Here is a 22,477-nt window from a genome sequence, read left to right as displayed (position 1 = left end):
ATGGCGCTCCTAGGGGCGCCATCGCTTTATGCGCTGACCCGCTCCGCCATGGTCGGATCGTAATAGTTCTCGTGCAGGAAGCGCAGCGTGGCGATCCCGTCGGCCGGACGGCCGAAGTGATAGCCCTGGCCCATGCCGCAGCCGAGCGTGCGCAACTTTACCGCCTCGGCATAATCCTCGATGCCTTCCGCCACGACCTCCAGCTCCAGACCCTCGCACATGGTCAAGATCGCCTTGATGATATGTTCGGAGGCGCGATCGGAATTGATGCGTGAGACGAACGCCCGGTCGATCTTGATCTTGTCGAAGATGAAGTCGCGCAGGCGCCCGAGGCTCGACTGGCCGGTGCCGAAATCGTCGAGAGAGATGCGCACGCCGGCGGCGCGCATATCGGCGATGATGCGGTGGGCGGTATCGGCCGAGCTCATCACCGCGGTCTCAGTGATCTCCAGCTCCAGGCGATGGGGATCGAAGCCGACGCGGCCGAGGATCGACAGGATGCTGCCGCTGGTGCCCGGATCCATCAGCTGGGCCGAGGAGAGATTGAACGACAGGAAGAGGTCGCGTGGCCAGGAAAGGGCGGCTTCGGCGGCTTTGCGCAGCAGTGCTTCCGACAGCGCGTCGATGAAGCCGCGCTCTTCGGCGAGCGGCACGAAGACGCCGGGCGGGACAAAGCCGAGATCGGGATCGTTCCAGCGGGCGAGCGCCTCGAAACCGACGACCTGGTTGTTGGACAGCGAGACGATCGGCTGGAAATGCACATCGATCGCATCGGAGATGATGGCGTTTCTGAGCGCCTGCTCCAGCTGCGTCGCGCGCTTCATCTCCTGGGCGATCTCGCGCGAGTAGACGGTGATCTGGCCGCGACCGCGGCGCTTGGAACGGTAGAGGGCGGTTTCGGCGCTCTTCAGCAGTTCATCGCAATCCTCTCCGGCGAAGGGATAGATGGAGAAGCCGAGGGAAGCGGAGAGACGGACGTTGCGGTCACCGAGGTCATAGGGAGCCGACAGAACTTCGCGGATCATCTGACCGAATTTCTCGGCACTCGCCCGCTCGAAAATCAGCGGCAGCACGAAAGCGAATTCGTCACCATCATGACGGGTGACCAATGCACCATCGGGAATACAGGCCTTGAGGCGGTGGGCGACCTGGCAAAGGATTTCATCGCCGGCTGCCGAGCCGAAGAGATCGTTGATCGGTTTGAAACTGTCGAGATTGGCGATGCCGATGGTGAAGGGGGCCGGGTCGCTGGCACGCTCGGAAGAGATCTGCAAGACCTTGTCGCGCATGCGATTGCGGTTTCCCAATCCGGTCAGCGGATCAGTATAGGCCATCGCCTGAAGCTCGTTCTGACCGACGGTCAAGAAGGCTATGTCCGCCGATTTTATCATCCAAACCCGAGCTTTCCTCCGGAGCCATGCAAAGAATGACCGGCATGTCTTAACAATTCGATAGTAAATCAACGGCTTCTGCCGCCTGAACCGCCCCAAAATTTAGGGAATTGACGGGTCTCTCCGCCTAGCCTCGCGCCCGCACGGCCTCATCCATCAGGTACTTCTGAAATACGGTCTCCAGCATGTCGGGGCTGACGGGTTTCATGATGACGTCGTCCATGCCTGATTTGACGCATTCGGCGCGGTCGCGCTCGAAGGCCTGGGTGAGCACGCCGATGATCGGGGTGCGGGCTCCGCCGCCGGTTTCCTCCATCTGCCGGATGAGACGCGCTGCCTCGAAGCCGTTGAAGCCCGGCAGGGAAATATCCATCAGCACGATCTGCGGCCGGTGTTCGGCCCACATGCGCACGACCTCGTCGCCGGTCGCCGCGATCATGTGGCTGTAGCCCAGGCCCTCGAGGATCTGCGAAAAAACGATCTGGTTGATATCATTATCCTCGGCGACGAGAACCTGCAGGCCGACCACGTCGTCGGAGATGCTGATTTCCCAATCCGTATCCGAACCGGCAGCACTGCGGCTGTTGCGATTGAAATGGCGGGCGATCTGGAAGGTGAGCTCGTTGGCGATCTGGAAACCGTCCATGACCAGCGACGGGATGCCGTATTGCTCGGCGAGTTCGAGGCAGCGCATGCCCATCTGATTGTCGATGATCAGGAGATCGAGCGAGATGCCGGAGGAGGTGGCGATTTCCAGGAAGCGCTCCTCTTCGTCCTCGCCGCGGACCGAGCAGGATTCGAAGCCGTATTTCGAAAGGGTCCGCAGCGCAGCGGTCTCGGCGGCGAGGTCGGCCGTAACGACGAGGACCTTGCGGCCGGAGAAATTCTCCGGAACGATCGCTTCCATTGCCGCCGGTTCGCGGCGCTCGACGGCGCTCGGCACCGGCACATAGGCCCGGCGATAGCTTTGATTGCTTGACGTGGTGATCGCCGAGGCCCGGCCGAACTCGTCGAGATCGGCGCCGTCGCGCGGCAGGTCCTGGGTGGTCGACACCAGGAAATAGCGGCCGGGCTTGCCGATACGGTGCTTGCGGCTGACGATGTCGCGCTCGATGCCGTCGCGGGAGATCTGTCGTTGGCGCGAGACCGACATTTCGCCGGTCTCCAGCACATGACGATCGCTTTCCTCAAAGCGCTTGGCGATCTCCGGTGAGAAGAGATCGCCACTCTTGCGCCCGAGCACCTCGTCGGCGGTCGTCTGATATTTTTCGCAGAAGGCGAGATTGACGGCGACATAGGTGAGATTGCGGTCCTTGACGAAGAGCGGGAACGGCAGATTGTCGAGAATGTCCTCGGTCAGCTGTACGCGCTCCAGATCCGAACGCCATTGCTCCTCACGCTTCTTGTCCTCGGAAATGTCGGAGATGATGGTAACGCCGTAACCGCCCGGCAGCCTGCGCTTGACGAAGCGGACCCAGCTGTCGGCGCCATGGCGCTCGACGGATTCGAAGCGCTCGCGCCAATGCGAGGCGATTTTCTGCGACAGCCAATCCTCGCGGCTCAGCGAGCCGCCCTGCTTCGCAGCATATTGCTGACGAATGCCGGTGTCATACATTGCGCCGAGAAAATCGCGAAGCCGGGTGCCCGGCTTCAGCATCTCCGGCGGTAGCGGGAAGAACTCCAGCGTCTGGCGGCTTGCAAAGATCAGATGATCGTTTTTGTCGTAGATGATGAAAGCTGCGGAAAGGCTGTCGCACACCACATCGAAAAGCGCCGTCTGCAGATCGGCCTCGACGGAGGTCCCATCGATTTCTGATGATGTGTCCGCCTTTTCGAAGCCGGCACTCATGCTATTGCGTCCCACATCTGTTCGATTTCGCAGCTTCCGGAGGTATATGAATAGAAATGCCATTTTTATGTTAAAACCGGCTTAACATTACAGCGCCGCGCGTCTTTTCCAGCCGCGCATAGGACGCTGTAACACTTTGAACTGCTGCATGATTTCATCCTTAAATCGGTTCCGATTTGAGGATGAAATCATGCAGCGGCGACCCGGATCTTGAGGGAGGCCCCGATCACGCCTAGGGAAAGCTTGCGCCAACCCCTTCCCTCCAGCCCGCGAATCCCCGAAAATAACCCATGGCCATCAGACAGCTCTCCGAAACGCTCATCAACCAGATTGCCGCCGGCGAAGTCATCGAACGGCCGGCGAGCGCTGCCAAGGAACTGATCGAAAACGCGCTCGACGCGGGCGCGACCCGCATCGAGATCGCCACATCAGGCGGCGGCAAGGCGCTGCTGCGCGTCAGCGACAACGGCTCGGGCATGGACGCGGCCGATCTGGAACTGGCGGTCAGGCGCCACTGCACCTCGAAGATATCGGAGACGCTCGAGGACATCCGCACACTCGGCTTCCGCGGCGAGGCGCTGCCCTCGATCGGCTCTGTCGCCAGGCTTAGCATCGCCAGCCGCAGGCGCGACAGCGCCGGCGGCCACGAGATCGCTGTCGTCGGCGGCAAAATCGCGCATATCAGGCCGGCCGCCGCCAATCCCGGCACGATCGTCGAAGTGCGCGACCTGTTCTTCGCCACACCGGCCCGGCTCAAATTCCTGAAGACGGAGAAGGCCGAGGCCGGCGCCATCACCGAGATCGTCAAGCGCATGGCGATCGCCTTTCCCGCCGTACGCTTCGTGCTGTCGGGCTCGGACCGCACGACGCTGGAATTTCCGGCGACCGGCGACGATCACCTGGCGCGCATGGCGCAGGTGCTCGGCAAGGAATTCCGCGACAACGCCATTGCGCTCGACGCCGTGCGCGAGGAGATCTCGCTCACCGGTTTTGCCGGCGTGCCGACCTTCAATCGCGGCAATTCCGCCCATCAGTACGCCTTCGTCAATGGTCGGCCGGTGCAGGATAAGCTGATCCTCTCGGCGATCCGCGGCGCCTATGCAGAGACGATCCCTTCCGGACGCCATCCGGTGGCGGTGCTGTCGATCACGCTCGATCCCGCTCTCGTCGACGTCAACGTGCATCCGGCAAAATCCGACGTGCGGTTCCGCGACCCGGGCCTGGTGCGCGGCCTGATCGTCGGCGCCATCCGTGAGGCCTTGGCCCGCGACGGCAGTCGGGCGGCAACGACCGGGGCGAGCGACATGCTGCGCTCCTTCCGCCCCGGCTTCCAGCCGCAGGCGCAGCGGCCGCAGGCGCCATGGTCGGCTGAGACCTCGCCCTTCCGGCCTTATCAGCCGGCAACGGGTCTCAGCGAACGGCCGCAGGCGTCCTTCGACGGGCTGTCGATGCCGACGGCGCGGGCCGAGTCGCAGTTTTCGCCGCAGCCGGCCGCCCCCGAAGCAACCGCGCGCTATCCGCTCGGCGCGGCGCGGGCGCAGATCCACGCAAATTACATCGTCGCCCAGACCGAGGACGGGCTGGTGATCGTTGACCAGCATGCCGCGCACGAGCGGCTGGTCTTCGAGGCGATGCGCAAGGCGCTGCATTCGAAGCGGCTCGCTTCGCAGGTGCTGCTCATCCCCGAGATCATCGACATTCCCGAAGAGGATTGCGACCGGCTGATGCAGCATGCGGCGGAGCTTTCCGAACTCGGCCTGGCGATCGAGCGTTTCGGCCCCGGGGCGATCGCCGTGCGCGAGACGCCGGCGATGCTCGGCGAGGTCGATGCGCATGGCCTGATCCGCCAGCTTGCCGATGAGATTGCCGAATGGGATACGGCGTCGGGCCTGTCGGCCAAGCTCGAATATGTGGCGGCGACCATGGCCTGCCACGGATCGGTGCGCTCCGGACGGCGGCTGCGGCCGGAGGAAATGAACGCGCTGCTGCGGGAAATGGAAGTGACGCCCGGCTCCGGCCAGTGCAATCACGGCCGGCCGACCTATATCGAATTGAAGCTCAGCGATATCGAGCGGCTTTTCGGCAGAAGCTAAAAAAGCTGGAAAAGCAGCCCTTTCGAGAGTATGGCAGACTAAAGCGTGTCGCGAATCTTTCAGATTCGCTTGCCACGCTTCGGATCTTTGGTGTTCCGCATGTCGTGATCGCAAAACCGCGGCACACTTTTGTGCGACATGCTCTAATGACAGACTGCAGGGAACGGAGCGCATGAATTTGTTCGAAGGGCACGGAAACCGCGAGGCGAAGATCCGGTATCTCGATGGCGATTTCCAGATTCTCTCGCCCGGCTCCTATGTCGTCTGCGCGATGACGGGGAAACAGATCCCGCTCGACGAGTTGCGCTACTGGAGCGTCGCCCGGCAGGAGCCCTATGCCGACGTGATCTCGGCCATCGATGCCGACAAACGCGCCGGCGTGCTGCCGAACCAACGGCGTTAAGCCCTCTATCACTTTAAAACTGCGGCTCAGCTTTTCCTGGATTGCCCTGGCTGGCAGGCTTCATTTCCCGCAGGCGCCGCTCGCGACAGGCAATGATCGCCCGGTCGATGATGAGACTGGGCGCGAGGTGATCGTCGAACACCATGTCGACCTCTATCACCCGGCTCTTTTCGGCGAGCCGGGCTGCCTTGCCAGGATGGCCGGAGAGGCGGACGAAATCCTTGGAGGTGGTGACGATCAGAAGGCCCTGGTGCTCGGCGGTCGTCAGGATGTCGTCGATCTCTTCCTCGGTCAGGTGCTCGTGGTCGCCGAAGGATTTGGCGACCGTGATTTCGGCGCCGCGTGATTCCACTGTGCGGAAGAATTTCGAAGGATCGGCGATGCCGGCGAAGGCGAGCACCTTCGTGCCGGCGAGCGTATTGTCGCCCCGCACTTTCAGCGATGCGGTGAAATAGGGCTTTGCCGCCCGCGCCGCCATGCGGACGATCCTGTCGGCCGCATTGCCTCCGCCGACCTTCAGCAGCGCCGTCGCATGACGCAGCTGCTGGCGGATCGGCGCTCGCACAGGGCCGCCCGGCACGATATGGCCGTTGCCGAGGCCGCGGGTCGCATCGATGACGAGCAGGGCATAGTCGATCGCCAGCCGGGCACTCTGGAACCCGTCATCCATGATGATGAGATCGGCGCCCTCCGCCACCAGGCGCGCAGCACCCTCGACACGCCTTCGGGAAATCACCGTCAGCGCCTCCTGGGCAAGCAGCAACGGCTCGTCGCCGACGGCAACCGCCCGGTGATGATCGGGATCGACGACGGTGGTCACATCGAGCGAACCGCCGTAACCCCTGCTGAGAAAACCGGGCTTCAGCCCCTTCGCCTTGGCGGCACGGGCGATCGTCAGCGCCGTCGGCGTCTTGCCGGCGCCGCCGACGGTGAAATTGCCGACGCAGATGACCGGAACTGGAACAGAGGCGCGGCGCGCATGGGCCATGCGGTGGCCGGCGATGCGGCCATAGACAAAAGAAAGCGGCAGCAGCAGCCAGGCTCGCCAATCGGCTTTCCTCCACCAGAACGGCGGCGCTTCGGATATCATCTTGCCGTCCCGCTCCCCTGCCGGCCTTGTTCTCACGCCATTCCTGGGAAGTCGCTACGCGCTCTTCCCGGCAAAACCGCTGTGCACTTTTGCTGGAATTGCTCCAGCCGCAACCGGTCCCCTGCTTTTCGATCGGCTGGATTGAGAAGCCAAAACCTGAAAAAATGCAAGCCCTTACCGGTCAGGCCGGCTGCAGGTCCGGCAAAAGCGTCTCGATGGCGGTGATATCGTCGAGCACGTGATGGGCGGCGGCGGCAAGCGAATCCCGCGAACCGGTGCCGGTCAGCACCGCGATCCTCAGCCCCGTCCCGGCATTCAGGCCCATGTGCAGATCGTGATTGTTGTCGCCGACCATGGCGACCTCTTCAGGCGAAAGACCGGTCGCGGCGCAGAAGCCGAGCACCATGCCCGGTTCCGGCTTGACGCCGAAACCGCTGTCATAGCCGGCGATGTAGTCGATATAGCCGGCAAAACCGAAGCGCTCCGCCGTCTGGCGGATTGACCGCTCATTGTCGCTGGAGGCGACGCCGAGCTTGAAGCCGCGCCGATGCAGCCGGGAAAAGAAGCCGGCAAGGTCGGTTACCGGCACGGAAAATTCGGCGGCGCTGGAAAAGAGCGCGTCGAGGCGCACCGTCAGTTCGCCGACATCGACCATCGAGCCGGCGGCCACGAGGCCCTCGGCGATCTGGCAGGTATTGCCGGCGGCAAGCAGGCTGTCGGGAACGATATGACCGGTCACCGGATCCATGCCGCAGGCGGCAAGCAGCCGGTCGGCGAGAAGCGGATCCCCTTCCGCGGCGATGCGAGCCAGCTCGCGGTTTACCGGCAGCCAGCTCTCGTCATAGTCGAGCAGCGTGCCGTCCTTGTCGAAAAGAATGCCTTTGATGGGGGCGGCTGCCGACATCTTCGTTCCTCAGAGCTGGGCCACGGCCTTGGGCAGCAGCCGCGCCTTGACCGTCAACGGGTTGATGTAGGGCTCCAGCCCCTTCACTGTCGCCGTCAGCGCACCGCGCATCTCGTGCACGGCGGTGATGCCGGCCTCGATCATATTGCGGCGGGCTTCGTCGTTGATCAGCAGGTAGTGCACGCCCTTGGCCAGCATTTCGGTATCGCGCACCATGCGGGCGCTGCCGCTGCGGGCAAGCTTCTGATAGGCATCGCGGAAGTTCTGCACATGGCCGCCGGAAAGAATGGCGCAGCCGAGCATGGCAGGCTCCAGCGGATTCTGGCCGCCTTCGGCAAAGAGCGAGCGGCCGACGAAAGCGATTTCCGTCAGTCGCAAATAGAGGCCCATTTCGCCGATCGTATCGCCGAGGAAGATATCGACATCGGCGGACAAGACATCGTCGCGGGTGCGGCGGGCGACCTTCAGCCCCTGCTTGACCAGAGCCGCCTCGATCTCGTCGCTGCGCTCGGGATGACGCGGCACGATGATCGTCAATTGATGATCACGCTCCTTGAGCGCCCGATGAACGATGGCGGCGGCATTCTCCTCGCCGTCGAAGGTCGAGATCGCCGCCCAGGTCTTGCGGTCGCCGATCTGCTTCTTATAGCGGGCCAGGACGGCGCTGTCATAAGGCGGTGCGTCGGTATCGACCTTCAGATTGCCCGAGGTGATGACCGGGACAGCGCCGAGATCGCGAAAACGTTCGGCATCGACATCTGACTGGGCAATGACGAGGGCAAGATTCTCGAACAAGGCTTCGGCGATCGCCGGGCGGCGGCGCCAGCGGGCAAAGGAGCGATCCGACATGCGGGCATTGATCAGGATCTGCGGAATGCGGCGGCGGCCAAGCTCCAGCACTGTTGCCGGCCAGATCTCGGATTCGGCGATGATGGCGCAGTCGGGCTGCCAATAATCGAGGAAGCGGCTGACGGAGGGTTTCAGGTCGAGCGGCACATATTGATGGATCGCCTCCTGGCCGAGGCGCTCGGCGGCGAGCTTGGCGGAGGTGATGGTGCCGGTCGTCAGGATGACATGGATATCGCGGCGGCGGATTTCACGGATCAGCGGGATGACGGCATTGGTTTCCCCGACGCTTGCGGCATGGAACCAGACGAGCGGACCCTGCGGCCGGTTGGCGCTCGGATAACCGAAGCGCTCCAGGCGGCGCGCCCGGTCTTCCTTACCCTTGGCGGTGCGGTAGGTGATATAGAGGCCGACGACCGGAGAGGCCACGGTTCCCGCCAGACGGTATGCGCTCAGACCGAACCGCGCCATCCGGGAGCTCATTGCGCCAGCCTCCGATCAAAACCGATCGACATCACACCCATTCCCTAATTATCGTTGCGGCCGCAATGGCCGATCAATTTGTTCAGAATGCGTCAAACAATCCGGATCGACCAATCCGGATCGACGGCGCCCGATGCACGAAAGCCCGCTCGACGAGCGGCCGCGCCGGCGGCACATCCCGAGGTGCCCGGCCGAAGCTCCTGGCCGATGTCCCTGACTCAGCTTCGTGGCCGAGGTCAGTTGCCCTTGGCCTTTTCCTGCGGATCGAGCAAACGATGCATGTGGACGATGAAGTAGCGCATATGCGCATTGTCGACCGTCTGCTGCGCCTTCGACTTCCAGGCCGTCAGCGCCGTGGCATAATCCGGGAAAATGCCGACGATATCGAGACCCTTCAGATCACGGAACTGGACGTCATCGAGGCTTTCCAGTTCGCCGCCAAAAACGAGATGCAAAAGCTGCTTCTTGTCACCGGATTCAGTCATTTTTTCTTCTCTTTCTGCCTATTCTCCTCCGCCATCCCATCTGCGGGATTTTGACGGAAACGTCAACTGTCTCGTCGTCCTGCAAAGGCCGCGAGGAATTCGCCGAGGCGGGGCGTCGGACCCGCACAGAGGACCTTGTGGGTGACTTCGACGCTGTTGTAGACGACCGCCCGGCCTTCGAGATCGACGAGACCGCCGCCGGCGCAGGCGAGGATCAGATCGGCGGCGGCAAGGTCCCAATCATGTGAATTGGCCTTGACGAAGGTGCCTTCGAGACGACCGTCGGCCACCATGGCAATGCGATAGGCCAGCGAGGGGATGTATTTCTCGCGCGTCACCCGCTCCTGGAACTCCCGCGGCAAGGTCTTCAGCAAGTCTTCGCCGATCGCAAGACGGCTCATTTCCTCCGGGCCGGCGACAGAGACGGTGAAGGGCACGCCGTTCTTCAGCGCCACGCCGCCCTCGACCGCCTCATAGAGCTCTTCGAGCGCCGGGGCATAGAGCACGCCGGCGACCGGCCGGCCGCGATGAACCACCGCGACGCTGACGCACCAGACCTTCTGGCCGCCGAGGAAGGCGCGCGTGCCGTCGATCGGATCGATGATGAACAAGGTCTCGCGTGAGAGACGGTCGGCATCGTCGTCGGTTTCCTCAGACAGCCAGCCATAATCCGGCCGGGCCTTGCGCAGAATGGTCTCGAGCGTCTTGTTGGCGGCGAAATCGGCGGCGCTGACGGGCGAGCGGTCGTCATTCTTCCACCAGACTTCCGGAGACTGGTTGAAGAAGCCGAAAGCGACGGCACCCGCCTCCTTCGCAGCATCGACGATCAGCGTGAGATCGCTCTGCCAGCGGGCTTTCTCCATGTCGCTCATCAGATCAATCCGTTTCTGAACTATCATTGGAGCATGATGTCGTCCGAAAACCGCGCACAGTTTTCGGCATCATGCTCTAGCGCCCTGCAAGCGTCATGCCTTCGATGGCAAAGGTGGGGGCCGCGACGCCGAACTTGCGATCGATGTCGTTTGCCGGCGTCAGGCGCATGAACATGTCCTTGAGGTTCGAGGCGATCGTCACCTCGGAAACCGGGAAAGTCAGTTCGCCGTTCTCGATCCAGAAGCCGGTGGCGCCGCGGCTGTATTCGCCGGTGATCATGTTGACACCGTGGCCGATCAATTCGGTGACATAAAAGCCGTTGCCGACGCTGCGGATCAGCTCCTCCGGGGAGATGTCGCCGGGTTCCAAGGCAAGGTTGCTGGAGGAAGGCGAGACTGATGTGCCGCCGCGCACGCCGCGGCCGTTGGTCGTAAGACCCAATTCACGCGCCGTGGAGGTCGAGAGGAACCAGTGTTTCAACACGCCGTCCTCGATCATGACAAGCCGCTCGCCGGACACGCCCTCGCCGTCGAAGGGCCGCGAGGAAGGCCCCCGCACGATCAAGGGATCGTCGGTGATCGACAGGCCTGACTTCAACACCTGCTGACCCATCCTGTCGCGCAGGAAGCTCGATTTGCGGGCGACGGCAGCACCATTGATCGCACCGGCGATATGGCCGACGAAGCCGCGGGCGACACGCGGGTCGAAGATGACGGTGACGTCCTTGCCGGTCGGCACCTGACGCGGATTGATCCGCTTGATCACCCGCTCGCCGGCCCGACGGCCGATTTCGGCGGGATCGTCGAGCTCGGCGTAATAAAGGCGGCTGTCGTAATCATAGTCGCGCTCCATGCCAGTGCCTTCGCCGGCGATGACGCTGACGGAATGGCCGAAACGCGAGGCCATGTAACTGCCCTCGAAACCGTGCGAAGTGGCAAGAACGAGGCCGCCCATGCCGGCCGACGCACCGGCGCCGGAGGAATTGGTGACGCCCTTGACCGCAAGGGCTGCGGCTTCGGCGGCAAGAGCCGCCTCGCGCAGCATCTCGGAGGAGACCTCGGTGGTGTCGAGCAATTGCAGGTGGGGATAGGATTTCGACAGGCTCGCCTCATCGGCCAGGCAGGCGAAGGGATCTTCCGGCGAAACCTTGGCCATGGCGACGGCGCGCTCGGCCAGCGCCTGGAGATCGAAGCCCGGATTGGCCGAAACGCTGGCGACGCGCTTGCCGATGAAGACGCGCAGGGAAAAATCGTCGCTTTCGGAAGATTCCGTGCCCTCGACCTTGCCGAGGCGGACGCTCACCGATTGCGAGCGCGACCGGACGACGACGGCGTCGGCGGCATCGGCCCCTGCCTTCCTTGCCAGATCGATCAGTTGACTTGCGCGGGAAAGAAGTGTCGAGGAATCAATTTCAGAGGACATGATTTGGCCTTTCCTTCGGCTTCCATTTATTGTGCACTCTCCCAAGCATCAAGGCCGCCGCCACCGATTCTTTATCGGGGCTGCTTGCTCGCTTCCCGCCGTTGAAAGAAATTGCCAGCATGTCAGCGCCCAATGCCCTTTTTTCCGAAACGATCCTGCTGCTCGGCGGAGCCGTGGTCGCCGCGCCGATCTTCAAGAAGCTGGGGCTCGGCACGGTGCTCGGCTATCTCGCCGCCGGCATCGTCATCGGCCCTGTCTTCCACGGGATCACCGATGGCGAACAAATCCTCGCCGTCGCCGAGCTCGGCGTCGTCTTCCTGCTTTTCATCATCGGACTGGAGCTGAAACCCTCGCGCCTCTGGCAGATGCGGCGTGACATTTTCGGCCTCGGCACGGCGCAGGTGGTGGTGAGCGGGCTGGCGCTGACCGCGCTGGCGTGGCTTTCAGGCGTTCTCGACTGGCGCGGCAGCATCGTTGCCGGATTTGGCCTGGCGCTGTCTTCGACGGCCTTTGCCATGCAGATCCTCGAAGGCGACGGCGACGTCAATACGCGATACGGGCAGCGTTCCTTCTCGATGCTTCTGTTCCAGGATCTGGCGATCGTGCCGCTCTTGGCGCTGATCACCATTCTCGACGGCGGTGGCAAAGGCAGCAACGCGCCGCTCCTGGATTTCACCGTCGCCGTCGGCGCGGTCGCGGCGATGGTCGTTGCGGGGCGCTACCTGCTGACGCCGCTCTTTCAGATCATCGCCCGGACCGGCGCGCGCGAGGCGATGATCGCCGCGGCCCTCTTCGTCGTCATGGGATCGGCGAGCCTGATGCAGCTTGCCGGACTTTCGATGGCGATGGGCGCCTTCCTCTCCGGCGTGATGCTGGCCGAATCCTCCTACCGGCACGAGCTGGAGGCGGATATCGAGCCGTTCCGCGGCGTGCTGCTCGCCATCTTCTTCATCGCCGTCGGCCTGTCGCTGCAGCTCGACGTTCTCTTCGACAACGGGCTCTTCGTCATCGTCGCCGTGCCGATCGTCATGGCGGTCAAGGCGATCATCATCTACGGGCTCTGCCGGGTCTCGGGCTCGCCGCACGACGATGCGATCCGCATCGCCTTCCTGCTGCCGCAGGGCGGCGAATTCGGTTTCGTGCTGTTCACCGCCGCGGGTACGACCGGACTGATGTCGACCAGCACGGCATCGCTGCTGGTCGCGATCGTGACGCTGTCGATGGCGCTGACGCCGATCGGGGCGGCGCTTTCGAAACGGCTGCTCAACGGCGACGAACGGGAGGAGCTGGACGAGGATTTCGAGGGCGCGGGCGCCGACGTGCTGATGGTCGGCTTCTCGCGTTTCGGCCAGATCGCCGCCCAGATCCTGCTTGCCGGCGGGCGCAGCGTCACCGTCATCGAATTTTCGGCCGACCGCATCCGCCAGGCCTCCTCCTTCGGCTTCCGCATCTATTTCGGCGACGGCACCCGCAAGGACGTGCTGCGCTCGGCCGGCATCGACCGGGCAAAGATCGTGCTCGTCTGCACCCAGAAGAAGGAAGTCACCGACAAGGTGGTCGAGCTGGTGCAGGCGGATTATCCGCACACAAGGCTCTATGTGCGCTCCTACGACCGCATCCATTCCATCGAACTGCGCAACAAGGGCGTCGACTACGAGCTGCGTGAAACGCTGGAATCCGGCCTGCTCTTCGGGCGGCGGACGCTGGAGGCGCTCGGCGTTTCCGAGGTCGACGCCTACGAAATCGGCGAGGATATCCGCAAGCGCGACGAGGCCCGCCTGGCGCTGCAGGTTTCCGAAGGGCTGCAGGCCGGGCGCGACATGCTGTTTTCCCACCCGGTCCGTCCCGAACCGCTGGTCAAGCCGAAGCGCGCCGTCGATCCCTTCGAGGACGATCTGCTGGCGGGCACCGCGGATGCGACGGCGGACGCATAAATCCACTCCGGGACGTGCGAAGCTTGAGCGGATTGAACGGCGGCAGAGGCGAATGCTACTGCCAGAATCTGTCAGCATGTCTCTGTAGACGATCCTCCTGACCCAACCAGGAGGCCACCAATGATCGACAGCAACAGCATTCTACTTTTCGTAGCCGACGTGCCAAAAAGCGCCGGCTTTTATGGCCAACTGCTCGGGCAGGATCCAGTTGAGTTCAGCCCGACCTTCGCCATGTTCATCCTGCCTTCGGGTCTGGCCCTGGGACTCTGGGGCAGAGCGGGCGTGAAGCCGGCGCCGGCTGCCGCGGGCGGCGGCTGCGACGTCGGTTTCAAGGTCGCGACAGCTGATAAGGTCGATACGCTTCACGCCGAATGGCAAGTCAAGGGCGCGACCATCCTGTTGCCGCCGACCAACCTGGATTTCGGCCGCACCTTTGTTGCAGCCGACCCCGACGGGCATCGCCTGCGCGTCTACAACGTTGCGGAGGACTGAAACATGTCCCGCAGCTGGATCGCTGTCGCATCAGCAAATCATGTCCGCATCGGGCGCGAAGCCGGGTTCATGCAGGTCTGTCATGGCAAGGCCGCACCGCTTAAGCGAAGCGCGCCTGGCGACCGGGTGATCTATTATTCGCCGACCGAAACATTTGGCTGCAAGGATCGCCTGCAGGCGTTCACGGCAATTGGCGTGGTCGAGGAGACGGCGGCATATCAGGTGGACGTTGACCCCGGTTTCCGCCCCTGGAGGCGCGATGTCGCCTGGTGGCGGGCCGTGGAAACGCCGATCCGGCCGTTGCTCGGCCGGCTGTCTTTCACAAGCGACCGGGGAGGCTGGGGCTATCGATTGCGCTTTGGTCTCTTCGAAATCGACAATGACGATGCCGAACTCATAGCCGAAGCGATGCTCACTGAACCGCGCATGGATGTCGCCCGGAAACAAGCAACGGTTCCCGTGCAGTGCACTTTAGCGCTTTAGCCGCGCTTCGATCTCGCGGTCGAGGGCGAACTTGAGGTCGTCCTTGACGCCGACGGACATGGCGAGGACTTCGCGGGCCTTGAGGAAATCCATGACGCCGGTGCGGCCGACCGTCGGGCGCAGGAAGATATGCGGCGCGCGGAGCTTCAGTTTCAGCGTGATCGCCGTCTGCATCATCAGCTGGCCGGAACCGAAGATGCTTTCCATGCGGTTCGGAATATGGGTGCCATCGCCTTCCGGCGCGCCGACGACATCGATGCCGATGACGATGTCGGCAAGATCCATCAGGCATTCATAGGGCACGGGATTGCTGATGCCGCCGTCGATCATCACGCGGTCGCGCAGGCGCACCGGCATGAAGACGGCGGGAATGGCGGAAGAGGCGGCGAGCGCCGGGAACAGCTCGCCCTGTTCGATGATCACCTCGCACTGCCCGTAATAATCGGTGGTGATCACCTTCATCGGCACCAGCAGGTTCTCGAAACGGGCCGGCAGCTCGGATGGCAGGAAGGCCTTGAGGATCCGCTCCAGATTGAACTGGCCGATGCGGACGCCCTTGGCCACCGCATCGCGCACCGTCGCCGGCCTCAGGCCCCAGATGCGGGCGATGACGGCCGTCTTGTTGCCGACGGTCGCCAGCGCATGTTCGCGGATTTCAGCGCCGGACATGCCGGCCGCCATGCCGGCGCCCATGATCGCGCCCATCGAGGAACCCGATATCGCCACCGGGCGGATACCGAGTTCATCCAGCGTCTCGATGATGTGGATATGGGAAAGCCCGCGCGCGCCGCCGCCGCCGAAGGCAACCGCAACCGTCGGCAAATCGCTGATCGCAGGCAGTTTGGGACTGATGATCTCTGCCTGCTGCACGCCCCGCCCCCGCTTATTGCGGCTGATATCGGAAGAAATGCACCCTCGTATCGCCAAAGATGCGGTTTTCGAGGAAAACATAGGAAGGGTGGACGGAAACGACAATATCGGCGCGTTCTTCGAGCACCGCAATCGCGCCCGGCCGCAGCCAACCGCCCTCGGCCGCCGCCGCCATCGCCTTTTCGCCGAGCCCCTTGCCGTAGGGCGGGTCGGCAAAGAGCATGTCGAAGGGCTCGAGATTGCCGACGCTGCCGAGATCGGTCGCATCCCGGCGCAGGATGCGGGTGCGGCCGTGCAGGCCGAGCGCATCGATGTTCTCCCAGAGCAACGCCCGGCCCTCGACGCTGTTTTCGACGAAGAGCGCGTGGCGACAGCCGCGCGAAACGGCTTCGAGGCCGACAGCGCCGGTTCCGGCAAAAAGGTCGAGGATCCGGGTGCCGTCGACACATTCCGGATAGGCATGGCTCAATATATTGAACAGGCTCTCGCGCGTCCGGTCGGCAGTCGGCCGGATATCGTTGGATTTTGGCACGGCGAGAGGCCGTCCGCGAAACTCACCGCCGACGATCCGCACCGCGCGTCATTCCCTTTCCTCTCGCACCACCTTTGGACGGCCCGCCCGCAGGCCTGTCGCCGCCCGGCCTGTCACTGCTCGACTTGGCGCCTTTCGGCTTGCCGGAAAAATTCTTGGCCCCGCCGGGCTTGCCGGCAAAACCCTTGCCGCGCGGCTTGTCACCCGAAGGCCTGTCGCTTGAAGGCCTGGCACTCGACGGCTTGTCGCCAAACGATCTTTCACCGCGCGGACGCTCCGAGCGGCCCTCGCCGGTAAAGCTTCTGGCTGCCCGCGGACGTTCGTCACCATCCGCACGCGGCTTGCGATCCCCACGCGGCTTGTCGCCGAAGGGACGATCGCCACGCGAGGGACGGTCACCGAAGGGCCGCTCGCCGCGCGGACGCTCCGAACGGGCCTCCCCGGTGGAGGCTCTGGCAGCCCGAGGACGCTCGTCACCATCGGCACGCGGCCTGCGGTCCCCACGCGGTTTGTCGCCGAAGGGTCGATCGCCACGCGAGGGACGGTCACCGAAAGGCTGGTCGCCGCGCGGACGCTCCGAGCGGCCTTCGCCGGCGGAGCTTCTGGTGCGCGGACGTTCGTCACCCGCTTCGCGCGGGCGACGGTCGCCGCGCGCCGGGCGGTCGCCAAAACCGCGATCTTCACGGGCGGGGCGGTCCCCGAAGGAACGCTTGCGGCCGGAACCTTCAGCCTCATCCTTGCGGCGGGGCTGCTCGCTCGAGCGAATCCATTCGCCATCCTCTTCGCGCACACGGTTCACCTGCGTGCGCGGGCGATCCTCGGTACGGTCGAACGCGTTCTTTGCCGGCGCCTGCTCGCCGCGCTTGCGCGCCGTTTGTGCATTCTTGGCGGCTTTCGCGGCGGCCTTTTCGCCGAGCGGCCGGGCGCCCGGCGCCATCCAGACATTGGCGCTGCGGCGCTGGCCGAGCGGCTGGGGACGCTTCGGCTTGTCGTCGTCCCTGCGGCCGCTGTCGCGGCGATCGTCATCTCTGCGCCCACCGCCGTGGCGGTCGTCGCGCTTGGTGTCGAGGCGGCTCAGCGCCCGTTCGCGCTTGTCCTCGTCGCGGCGCGGTCGCTCGCGCTTTTCCGGCACTGCAGGCTCTGCCTCTTCCTCGGCAGCGACAGCTGGCGCATTGTAGATCGGCGCGTCGAAATTCGCCTTGGCTTCTTCGATGAGGCGCGGGCCGAGCTGGTCGCGCAGCGTGCGGCCGCGCACTTCGACGACATGGCCTTCCGGCAAGTCGCCGAGCTGGAACGGGCCATAGGAAATACGGATCAGGCGGTTGACGTCGAGGCCGAGCGCGCCGAGCACGTTCTTGATTTCGCGGTTTTTGCCTTCACGAAGGCCCATGGTGATCCAGACGTTCGAGCCCTGGGTGCGGTCGAGCGTCGCCTCGATCGAGCCATAGAGCACACCGTCGACGGCGATGCCGTCCTTCAGCTTGTCGAGCGCGTCCTGATCGATCTCGCCATGGGCGCGGACGCGGTAGCGCCGCAACCAGCCGGTCGCCGGCAGTTCCAGCGCGCGGGCAAGACCGCCGTCATTGGTCAGCAAGAGCAGGCCTTCGGTATTGATGTCGAGACGGCCGATCGACATGACGCGCGGCAATTCTTCCGGCAGGTTGTCGAAGACGGTCGGCCGGCCTTCCGGATCGGCATTGGTGGTCACGAGGCCAGCCGGCTTATGATAGAGCCAGAGCCTGGTGCGCTCGATGCCGCGGATCGGCACGCCGTCGACCTCGATGCGGTCGGCGAGCGTGACGTTGACGACGGGGGTTTCGAGAACCCTGCCGTTCAGCGTTACCCGGCCTTCCATGATCATGCGTTCGATGTCGCGGCGGGAGGCGACGCCGGCGCGCGCCATCACCTTGGAAATGCGTTCGGCCTTGGCCTCGCCATCGGCCTCGGCGGCGATCGCAGCCTTTGCCGGCTTACCACCGCCCGGCTTGGCGCCGGTCTTCGGCTCGGTGTCCCGTGAAAACGGCTTTGCGCCCGGGCGTTTTGGCTTGTCTTTGGGTGTCATTTGTTGTTTGCCTGCCTTTTGGGCCTGTCTATCAGGTCACGCATCTGCGGTTAAGTGGAAATTCGTGCGATCGTGAAGACAAATCGTTTCATGGAGATGGCGCTTGAAGAAGCGCGCGCCGCCGGAGAACGCGGCGAGGTACCGATCGGCGCCGTCGTCGTTGTCGACGACATTGCCGTGTCACGCTCGGGAAACCGCACGCGCGAGCTCAATGACGTGACCGCGCATGCCGAAATCGCCGCAATCCGGCTCGCCTGCGACGCGCTTGGGCAGGAACGTCTTGTCGGCGCCGATCTCTATGTGACGCTCGAGCCTTGCACCATGTGCGCGGCAGCCATCTCGTTTGCGCGTATCCGCAGGCTCTATTACGGCGCCGAGGATCCGAAGGGCGGCGCCGTCGACAATGGCGTGCGATTCTATGCGCAGCCGACCTGCCACCACGCCCCGGAGGTCTATTCCGGCTTCAACGAGGTGCAATCGGCCGAGATCTTGCGGAGATTCTTTTCGCAACGGAGAGAGGCGCCGTAATCAGCGGCGTCTGTGCGCGGCGCCGTCATTCCTGTCGGCGCCGAAAAAGCTATTGCAGGAGGTTCCACCACTGCTTGCCGGTGTTGGCGACCGCTGCATCCTTCTTGCGCTTCTTCTGCTTCTTGAGCTCTGGCTCGCCGAGATCATCGAGCTTTGCCGGATCGTCGACAGTGCGGTAACCGGGCGGCGGATCGGATATATAGCGGCGCTGATCGACATAGGAGCCCTTCTGCAGGGCGCGGGCTTCACGATAGGCCTTGGTCTGGGCTTCCGTCGTGCGCCGGCCGCCTTCGATCGCCGAGCTGGCGAGAGGCGAGCGGTAATTCGGATTGTCCGAGTTCGCGTCGGCCTCGGAAACGAGGCGGGCGCGGGTCTCCTCCGGCGATTCAAGCCATTGCGGATTGTCCTTGTTGGCGACCGTCGGCTGCGGCGCAACCAGGTTTTCCTTCTGCGCCTCGGCCGGCAGCACCAGCGTCGGACGCGGCGTGTACTTGACGCCCTTGTTCTTCGGGTCCGGTCCGGTCAACGACACGGACTGGCCGAGATCGTCGGTCAGCTGTTCCATGGCGGTCTTGTCGGTGCCGTAGGTCGGGCTGCTGGCGCAACCGGACACCATCGAGCTTCCCGCCATGACGACAGACAGGCAGGCGCCCATACGGAACCAATGCGATGTTAACATGAAAACCCTTCCACCCCGGTGCAATCGTCGCCCAACCGGACAACCGTCCCCCTGACGCAAAAATCCGGCCATTTTCAGGCAGCTTTTACCGGATGAACCGCGAAAGCGCAATTCACCCGGTAATATTCTTCACGCGAGCGCGGCGAGTTCGCGAAGGGCGGCGGCGTCGCGGGCCGAGACATCGGGATATTCAGGATCGGAACCGACATCCCGGGTGATGCGCCAGGAGCGGGCGCATTTTTCACCCTCGGCCAGCTTCGGCACGACGCTGACCTCAGGCACCTCGGCAAGGCGGAAGGCATCCGCCGGGCCTTCGCCGGTCTTGATCTCGATCGCCGAGGTGATGCAGACTTCGGTGAAGTCCTGACCTTCGAGCGCCTTCAGCAGGTCCGGATCGGCGATGTGGACGACGGGAGCCGCTTCCAGCGAGGAGCCGATGTGCTTGTCCTTGCGCTCGATTTCCAGCGCGCCGGTCACAACCGAACGCACCGCGCGGATCTTCTTCCACTTCTCGGCCAGGGCATCGTTGCGCCATTCCTTGGCGACCGGGGCAAACTGCTCCAGATGCACTGACACGGCGGACGGGTTGCGCGACAGCCAGGCCTCCTCGGTGGTGAAGGGCAGCATCGGAGCGAGCCAGGTCACCATGCAATCGAAGATCTGCCGGATGACATGCAGGCTGGCGCGCCGGCGCAGGCTCGACGGCGCGTCGCAATAAAGCGCATCCTTGCGGACATCGAAATAGAAGGCCGAAAGCTCGACATTGGCGAAATCGATCAGCGCCCGGGCGATCTTCTTGAAGTCGAAGCTGTCATAGTTCTCGCGCACCAGCTCGTCGAGTTCGGCAAGCCGATGCAGCATCAGCTGCTCCAGCTCCGGCAGATCGGCGAGCGCGATCTCCTCGCCCTTGTCGTGGGCGAGCGTGCCGAGCATCCAGCGGATGGTGTTGCGCAGCTTGCGATAGGCGTCGACATTGGTCTGGATGATCGTCTTGCCGACGCGCAGGTCGTCGGCATAATCCGAGGTCATCACCCAGAGGCGCAGGATATCGGCGCCGGCATCCTTCATCACTTCCTGGGGTGCGGTGACGTTGCCCTTCGACTTCGACATCTTCTCGCCCTTCTCGTCCATGGTGAAACCATGGGTGAGGACGGCGTTGTAAGGCGCACGGCCGCGGGTGGCGGCCGATTCCAAGAGCGACGAATGGAACCAGCCACGATGCTGGTCGGAACCTTCGAGATAAAGGTCGGCCGGCCACTTCAGGTCCGGGCGGTCCTCGAGCGTGAAGGTGTGCGTCGAGCCGGAATCGAACCAGACGTCGAGGATATCCATGACCTGCTTCCAGCGGGAATGGTCGTGGTCATTGCCGAGGAAGCGTTCCTTGGCGCCTTCGGCAAACCAGGCGTCGGCGCCTTCATGTTCGAAGGCTTCGAGGATGCGGGCGTTGACGGCGTCATCGACCAGGACCTCGCCATGCTCGTCGGCAAAGACGGCGATCGGCACGCCCCAGGCGCGCTGACGCGAGAGCACCCAGTCCGGGCGACCTTCGATCATGGCGCGCAGGCGGTTCTGGCCGGCGGCGGGCACGAAACGGGTGTCGTCGATCGCGCTCAGCGCGCGCGACCGCAGCGTCGTGCCGTCGGCAAGGGTCTTGTCCATATAGACGAACCATTGCGGCGTGTTGCGGAAGATCACCGGCTTCTTCGAACGCCAGGAATGCGGATACTGGTGCTTCAGCCGGCCGCGGGCAAAGAGCGCGCCGCGGGCGATCAGCTCCTTGATGACGCGGTCATTGGCATCGCCCTTCTTGCCGTTGTCGTCGATGACGCGGGCGCCTTCGAAGCCGGGGGCATCCGATGTGTAGAAGCCGCCATCGTCGACCGGGAACGGGATCTTGGTCTCGATGCCGCGCGCCTCGAGCGTGCGGACAGCCGACATCCAGGCATCGAAGTCCTCGCGGCCGTGGCTGGGTGCGGTGTGCACGAAGCCGGTGCCGGCATCGTCGGTGACGTGATCGCCATCGAGTAGCGGCACATGGAATTCATAGCCGCCGTCGAGACCCTTGAAGGGATGGGCGCAGGTCATCGCTGCGAAGTCGGCCGCAGAGACATCGCTCAAGCGCTTGTACTGCAACTTGGCCTTGGCGAAGGATTCCTCGGCCAGCTTATCGGCAAAGATCAGCCTTTCGCCGGGACGCGGACCAAAGTCGTTCTCGGCCGCCGTCACTTCGTAAAGGCCATAAGAGACGCGCGCGGAAAAGGAGACCGCGCGGTTGCCGGGGATCGTCCAGGGCGTGGTCGTCCAGATGACCACGAACGCGTCCTTGAGCGCGGCCGGGCCTTCGACGATCGGGAATTTCACCCAGATCGTGTCGCTCTCATAATCCTGGTATTCGACCTCGGCCTCGGCCAGCGCCGTGCGCTCGACGACCGACCACATGATCGGCTTGGAACCGCGATAGAGCTGGCCGCTCGCGGCGATCTTCAGAAGCTCGCCGGCGATGCGCGATTCCGCGTGGAAGTTCATCGTCGTATAGGGATTGTCGAAGTCGCCCTCGATGCCGAGACGCTTGAACTCTTCCGCCTGGACCTTGATCCAGCCGGTGGCGAACTCACGGCATTCCCGGCGGAATTCGTTGACCGGGACCTCGTCCTTGTTCTTGCCCTTCTCGCGGTACTTCTCCTCGATCTTCCATTCGATCGGCAGGCCGTGGCAATCCCAGCCAGGCACGTAATTGGCGTCGTAGCCGCGCATCTGGAATGAGCGGTTGATGACGTCCTTGAGGATCTTGTTCAGCGCGTGGCCGATATGGATGTTGCCATTGGCATAGGGCGGGCCGTCGTGAAGGACGAACTTCTCGCGGCCGGCGGCAGAAGCGCGCAGCTTCTTGTAGAGACCCATCTCCTGCCAGCGCTTGACGAGTTCGGGCTCCTTCTGCGGCAGGCCGGCGCGCATGGGGAAATCGGTCTCGGGCAAATAGAGGGTCTTCGAATAGTCGATCTTTTCGGCTGTGTCGGTCATGTCTGACAATCGTTTTCTGGCAGCCCAGGAAGGGCGC

General features: G+C 63.7%; 19 protein-coding genes. 6 read left to right on the top strand and 13 right to left on the bottom strand.

All coding sequences use genetic code 11. The features are described 5' to 3' along the window. Positions 1 to 26: 26 nt before the first annotated feature. Both FHT79_RS23470 and FHT79_RS23465 read right to left on the bottom strand, forming a co-directional pair. Positions 27 to 1,391, bottom strand: coding sequence for an EAL domain-containing protein (locus tag FHT79_RS23470; RefSeq protein ID WP_210304827.1), 1,365 nt, complete (start codon positions 1,389 to 1,391; stop codon positions 27 to 29). Positions 1,392 to 1,518: 127 nt separating this feature from the next. Further along, complete coding sequence (locus FHT79_RS23465) at positions 1,519 to 3,240, bottom strand: response regulator (RefSeq protein WP_047613824.1); 1,722 nt, start codon at positions 3,238 to 3,240, stop codon at positions 1,519 to 1,521. Between the two features lie 290 nt (positions 3,241 to 3,530). Here FHT79_RS23465 and mutL point away from each other — a divergent pair, with 290 nt between their 5' ends. Both mutL and FHT79_RS23455 read left to right on the top strand, forming a co-directional pair. After that, positions 3,531 to 5,333 carry a DNA mismatch repair endonuclease MutL gene (gene mutL, locus FHT79_RS23460; RefSeq protein ID WP_183904230.1) on the top strand — a complete coding sequence of 601 codons (1,803 nt, stop codon included), beginning with the start codon at positions 3,531 to 3,533 and terminating at the stop codon, positions 5,331 to 5,333. 172 nt (positions 5,334 to 5,505) lie between these two features. Continuing rightward, positions 5,506 to 5,736 (top strand): DUF2093 domain-containing protein, encoded by a 231-nt coding sequence (locus tag FHT79_RS23455; protein ID WP_003545832.1) that lies wholly within the window; start codon positions 5,506 to 5,508, stop codon positions 5,734 to 5,736. Positions 5,737 to 5,749: 13 nt separating this feature from the next. Here the strand turns inward: FHT79_RS23455 and lpxK are convergent, their stop codons facing one another. The 6 genes from lpxK to FHT79_RS23425 all read right to left on the bottom strand — a co-directional run bounded on the left by lpxK (position 5,750) and on the right by FHT79_RS23425 (position 11,839). Then, positions 5,750 to 6,826 carry a tetraacyldisaccharide 4'-kinase gene (lpxK, locus tag FHT79_RS23450; RefSeq protein ID WP_097542868.1) on the bottom strand — a complete coding sequence of 359 codons (1,077 nt, stop codon included), beginning with the start codon at positions 6,824 to 6,826 and terminating at the stop codon, positions 5,750 to 5,752. Positions 6,827 to 7,007: 181 nt separating this feature from the next. Continuing rightward, on the bottom strand, positions 7,008 to 7,730 hold the full coding sequence (locus FHT79_RS23445) for an HAD family hydrolase (RefSeq protein WP_183904229.1): 723 nt from the start codon (positions 7,728 to 7,730) through the stop codon (positions 7,008 to 7,010). A 9-nt stretch (positions 7,731 to 7,739) separates the two neighbouring features. Then, entirely contained in the window at positions 7,740 to 9,059 is a 1,320-nt protein-coding gene (gene waaA / locus FHT79_RS23440) for a lipid IV(A) 3-deoxy-D-manno-octulosonic acid transferase (protein WP_047613814.1), read from the bottom strand. A gap of 236 nt (positions 9,060 to 9,295) precedes the next feature. Then, a complete protein-coding gene (locus FHT79_RS23435) occupies positions 9,296 to 9,544 on the bottom strand; it encodes a DUF4170 domain-containing protein (RefSeq protein WP_047613812.1) in 249 nt (82 codons plus the stop codon). Between the two features lie 62 nt (positions 9,545 to 9,606). Next, entirely contained in the window at positions 9,607 to 10,416 is an 810-nt protein-coding gene (locus FHT79_RS23430; RefSeq protein WP_183904228.1) for a 3'(2'),5'-bisphosphate nucleotidase CysQ, read from the bottom strand. A gap of 76 nt (positions 10,417 to 10,492) precedes the next feature. Next, positions 10,493 to 11,839, bottom strand: a complete 1,347-nt coding sequence (locus FHT79_RS23425; protein ID WP_183904227.1) for a TldD/PmbA family protein — start codon at positions 11,837 to 11,839, stop codon at positions 10,493 to 10,495. A gap of 119 nt (positions 11,840 to 11,958) precedes the next feature. Here FHT79_RS23425 and FHT79_RS23420 point away from each other — a divergent pair, with 119 nt between their 5' ends. From FHT79_RS23420 to FHT79_RS23410, 3 genes are all read left to right on the top strand, one after another. Further along, positions 11,959 to 13,773 (top strand): monovalent cation:proton antiporter-2 (CPA2) family protein, encoded by a 1,815-nt coding sequence (locus FHT79_RS23420; protein ID WP_097542870.1) that lies wholly within the window; start codon positions 11,959 to 11,961, stop codon positions 13,771 to 13,773. 120 nt (positions 13,774 to 13,893) lie between these two features. Then, a complete protein-coding gene (locus FHT79_RS23415) occupies positions 13,894 to 14,265 on the top strand; it encodes a VOC family protein (RefSeq protein WP_097595298.1) in 372 nt (123 codons plus the stop codon). A 3-nt stretch (positions 14,266 to 14,268) separates the two neighbouring features. Continuing rightward, positions 14,269 to 14,748, top strand: coding sequence for an EVE domain-containing protein (locus FHT79_RS23410; RefSeq protein ID WP_047613804.1), 480 nt, complete (start codon positions 14,269 to 14,271; stop codon positions 14,746 to 14,748). On the opposite strand, the gene FHT79_RS23405 is transcribed toward FHT79_RS23410, so the two are convergent. Genes FHT79_RS23405 through FHT79_RS23395 form a run of 3 tightly spaced genes read right to left on the bottom strand, consistent with a single transcriptional unit; the run spans position 14,737 to position 18,212 of the window. After that, entirely contained in the window at positions 14,737 to 15,618 is an 882-nt protein-coding gene (locus FHT79_RS23405) for a patatin-like phospholipase family protein (RefSeq protein ID WP_047613802.1), read from the bottom strand. The two genes, FHT79_RS23410 and FHT79_RS23405, sit on opposite strands and share 12 nt — an antisense overlap. Before the next feature lie 13 nt (positions 15,619 to 15,631). Then, positions 15,632 to 16,192: a 16S rRNA (guanine(966)-N(2))-methyltransferase RsmD gene (gene rsmD, locus FHT79_RS23400; protein WP_047613800.1), complete on the bottom strand. Its 561-nt coding sequence runs from the start codon at positions 16,190 to 16,192 to the stop codon at positions 15,632 to 15,634. After that, positions 16,173 to 18,212, bottom strand: a complete 2,040-nt coding sequence (locus FHT79_RS23395) for a pseudouridine synthase (RefSeq protein WP_183904226.1) — start codon at positions 18,210 to 18,212, stop codon at positions 16,173 to 16,175. Before FHT79_RS23395 ends, rsmD begins: the two co-directional genes overlap by 20 nt. A 90-nt stretch (positions 18,213 to 18,302) precedes the next feature. On the opposite strand from FHT79_RS23395, the gene FHT79_RS23390 reads away from it, so the two are divergent. Beyond that, positions 18,303 to 18,740, top strand: a complete 438-nt coding sequence (locus tag FHT79_RS23390) for a nucleoside deaminase (RefSeq protein WP_097595301.1) — start codon at positions 18,303 to 18,305, stop codon at positions 18,738 to 18,740. A 49-nt stretch (positions 18,741 to 18,789) separates the two neighbouring features. On the opposite strand, the gene FHT79_RS23385 is transcribed toward FHT79_RS23390, so the two are convergent. Together FHT79_RS23385 and ileS are read right to left on the bottom strand one after the other, a co-directional pair. Next, the gene (locus tag FHT79_RS23385) at positions 18,790 to 19,419 is read right to left on the bottom strand and encodes a hypothetical protein (protein WP_183904225.1); all 630 of its coding nucleotides are present in this window, start codon (positions 19,417 to 19,419) and stop codon (positions 18,790 to 18,792) included. Between the two features lie 129 nt (positions 19,420 to 19,548). Next, on the bottom strand, positions 19,549 to 22,440 hold the full coding sequence (gene ileS / locus FHT79_RS23380; protein ID WP_183904224.1) for an isoleucine--tRNA ligase: 2,892 nt from the start codon (positions 22,438 to 22,440) through the stop codon (positions 19,549 to 19,551). Positions 22,441 to 22,477: the final 37 nt, after the last annotated feature.

Origin of the sequence: Rhizobium sp. BK212, from assembly GCF_014197475.1 — a bacterium.
GTDB classification, from domain to species: Bacteria; Pseudomonadota; Alphaproteobacteria; order Rhizobiales; family Rhizobiaceae; genus Rhizobium; species Rhizobium anhuiense.
This window is presented reverse-complemented; position numbering and strand designations above follow the sequence as displayed.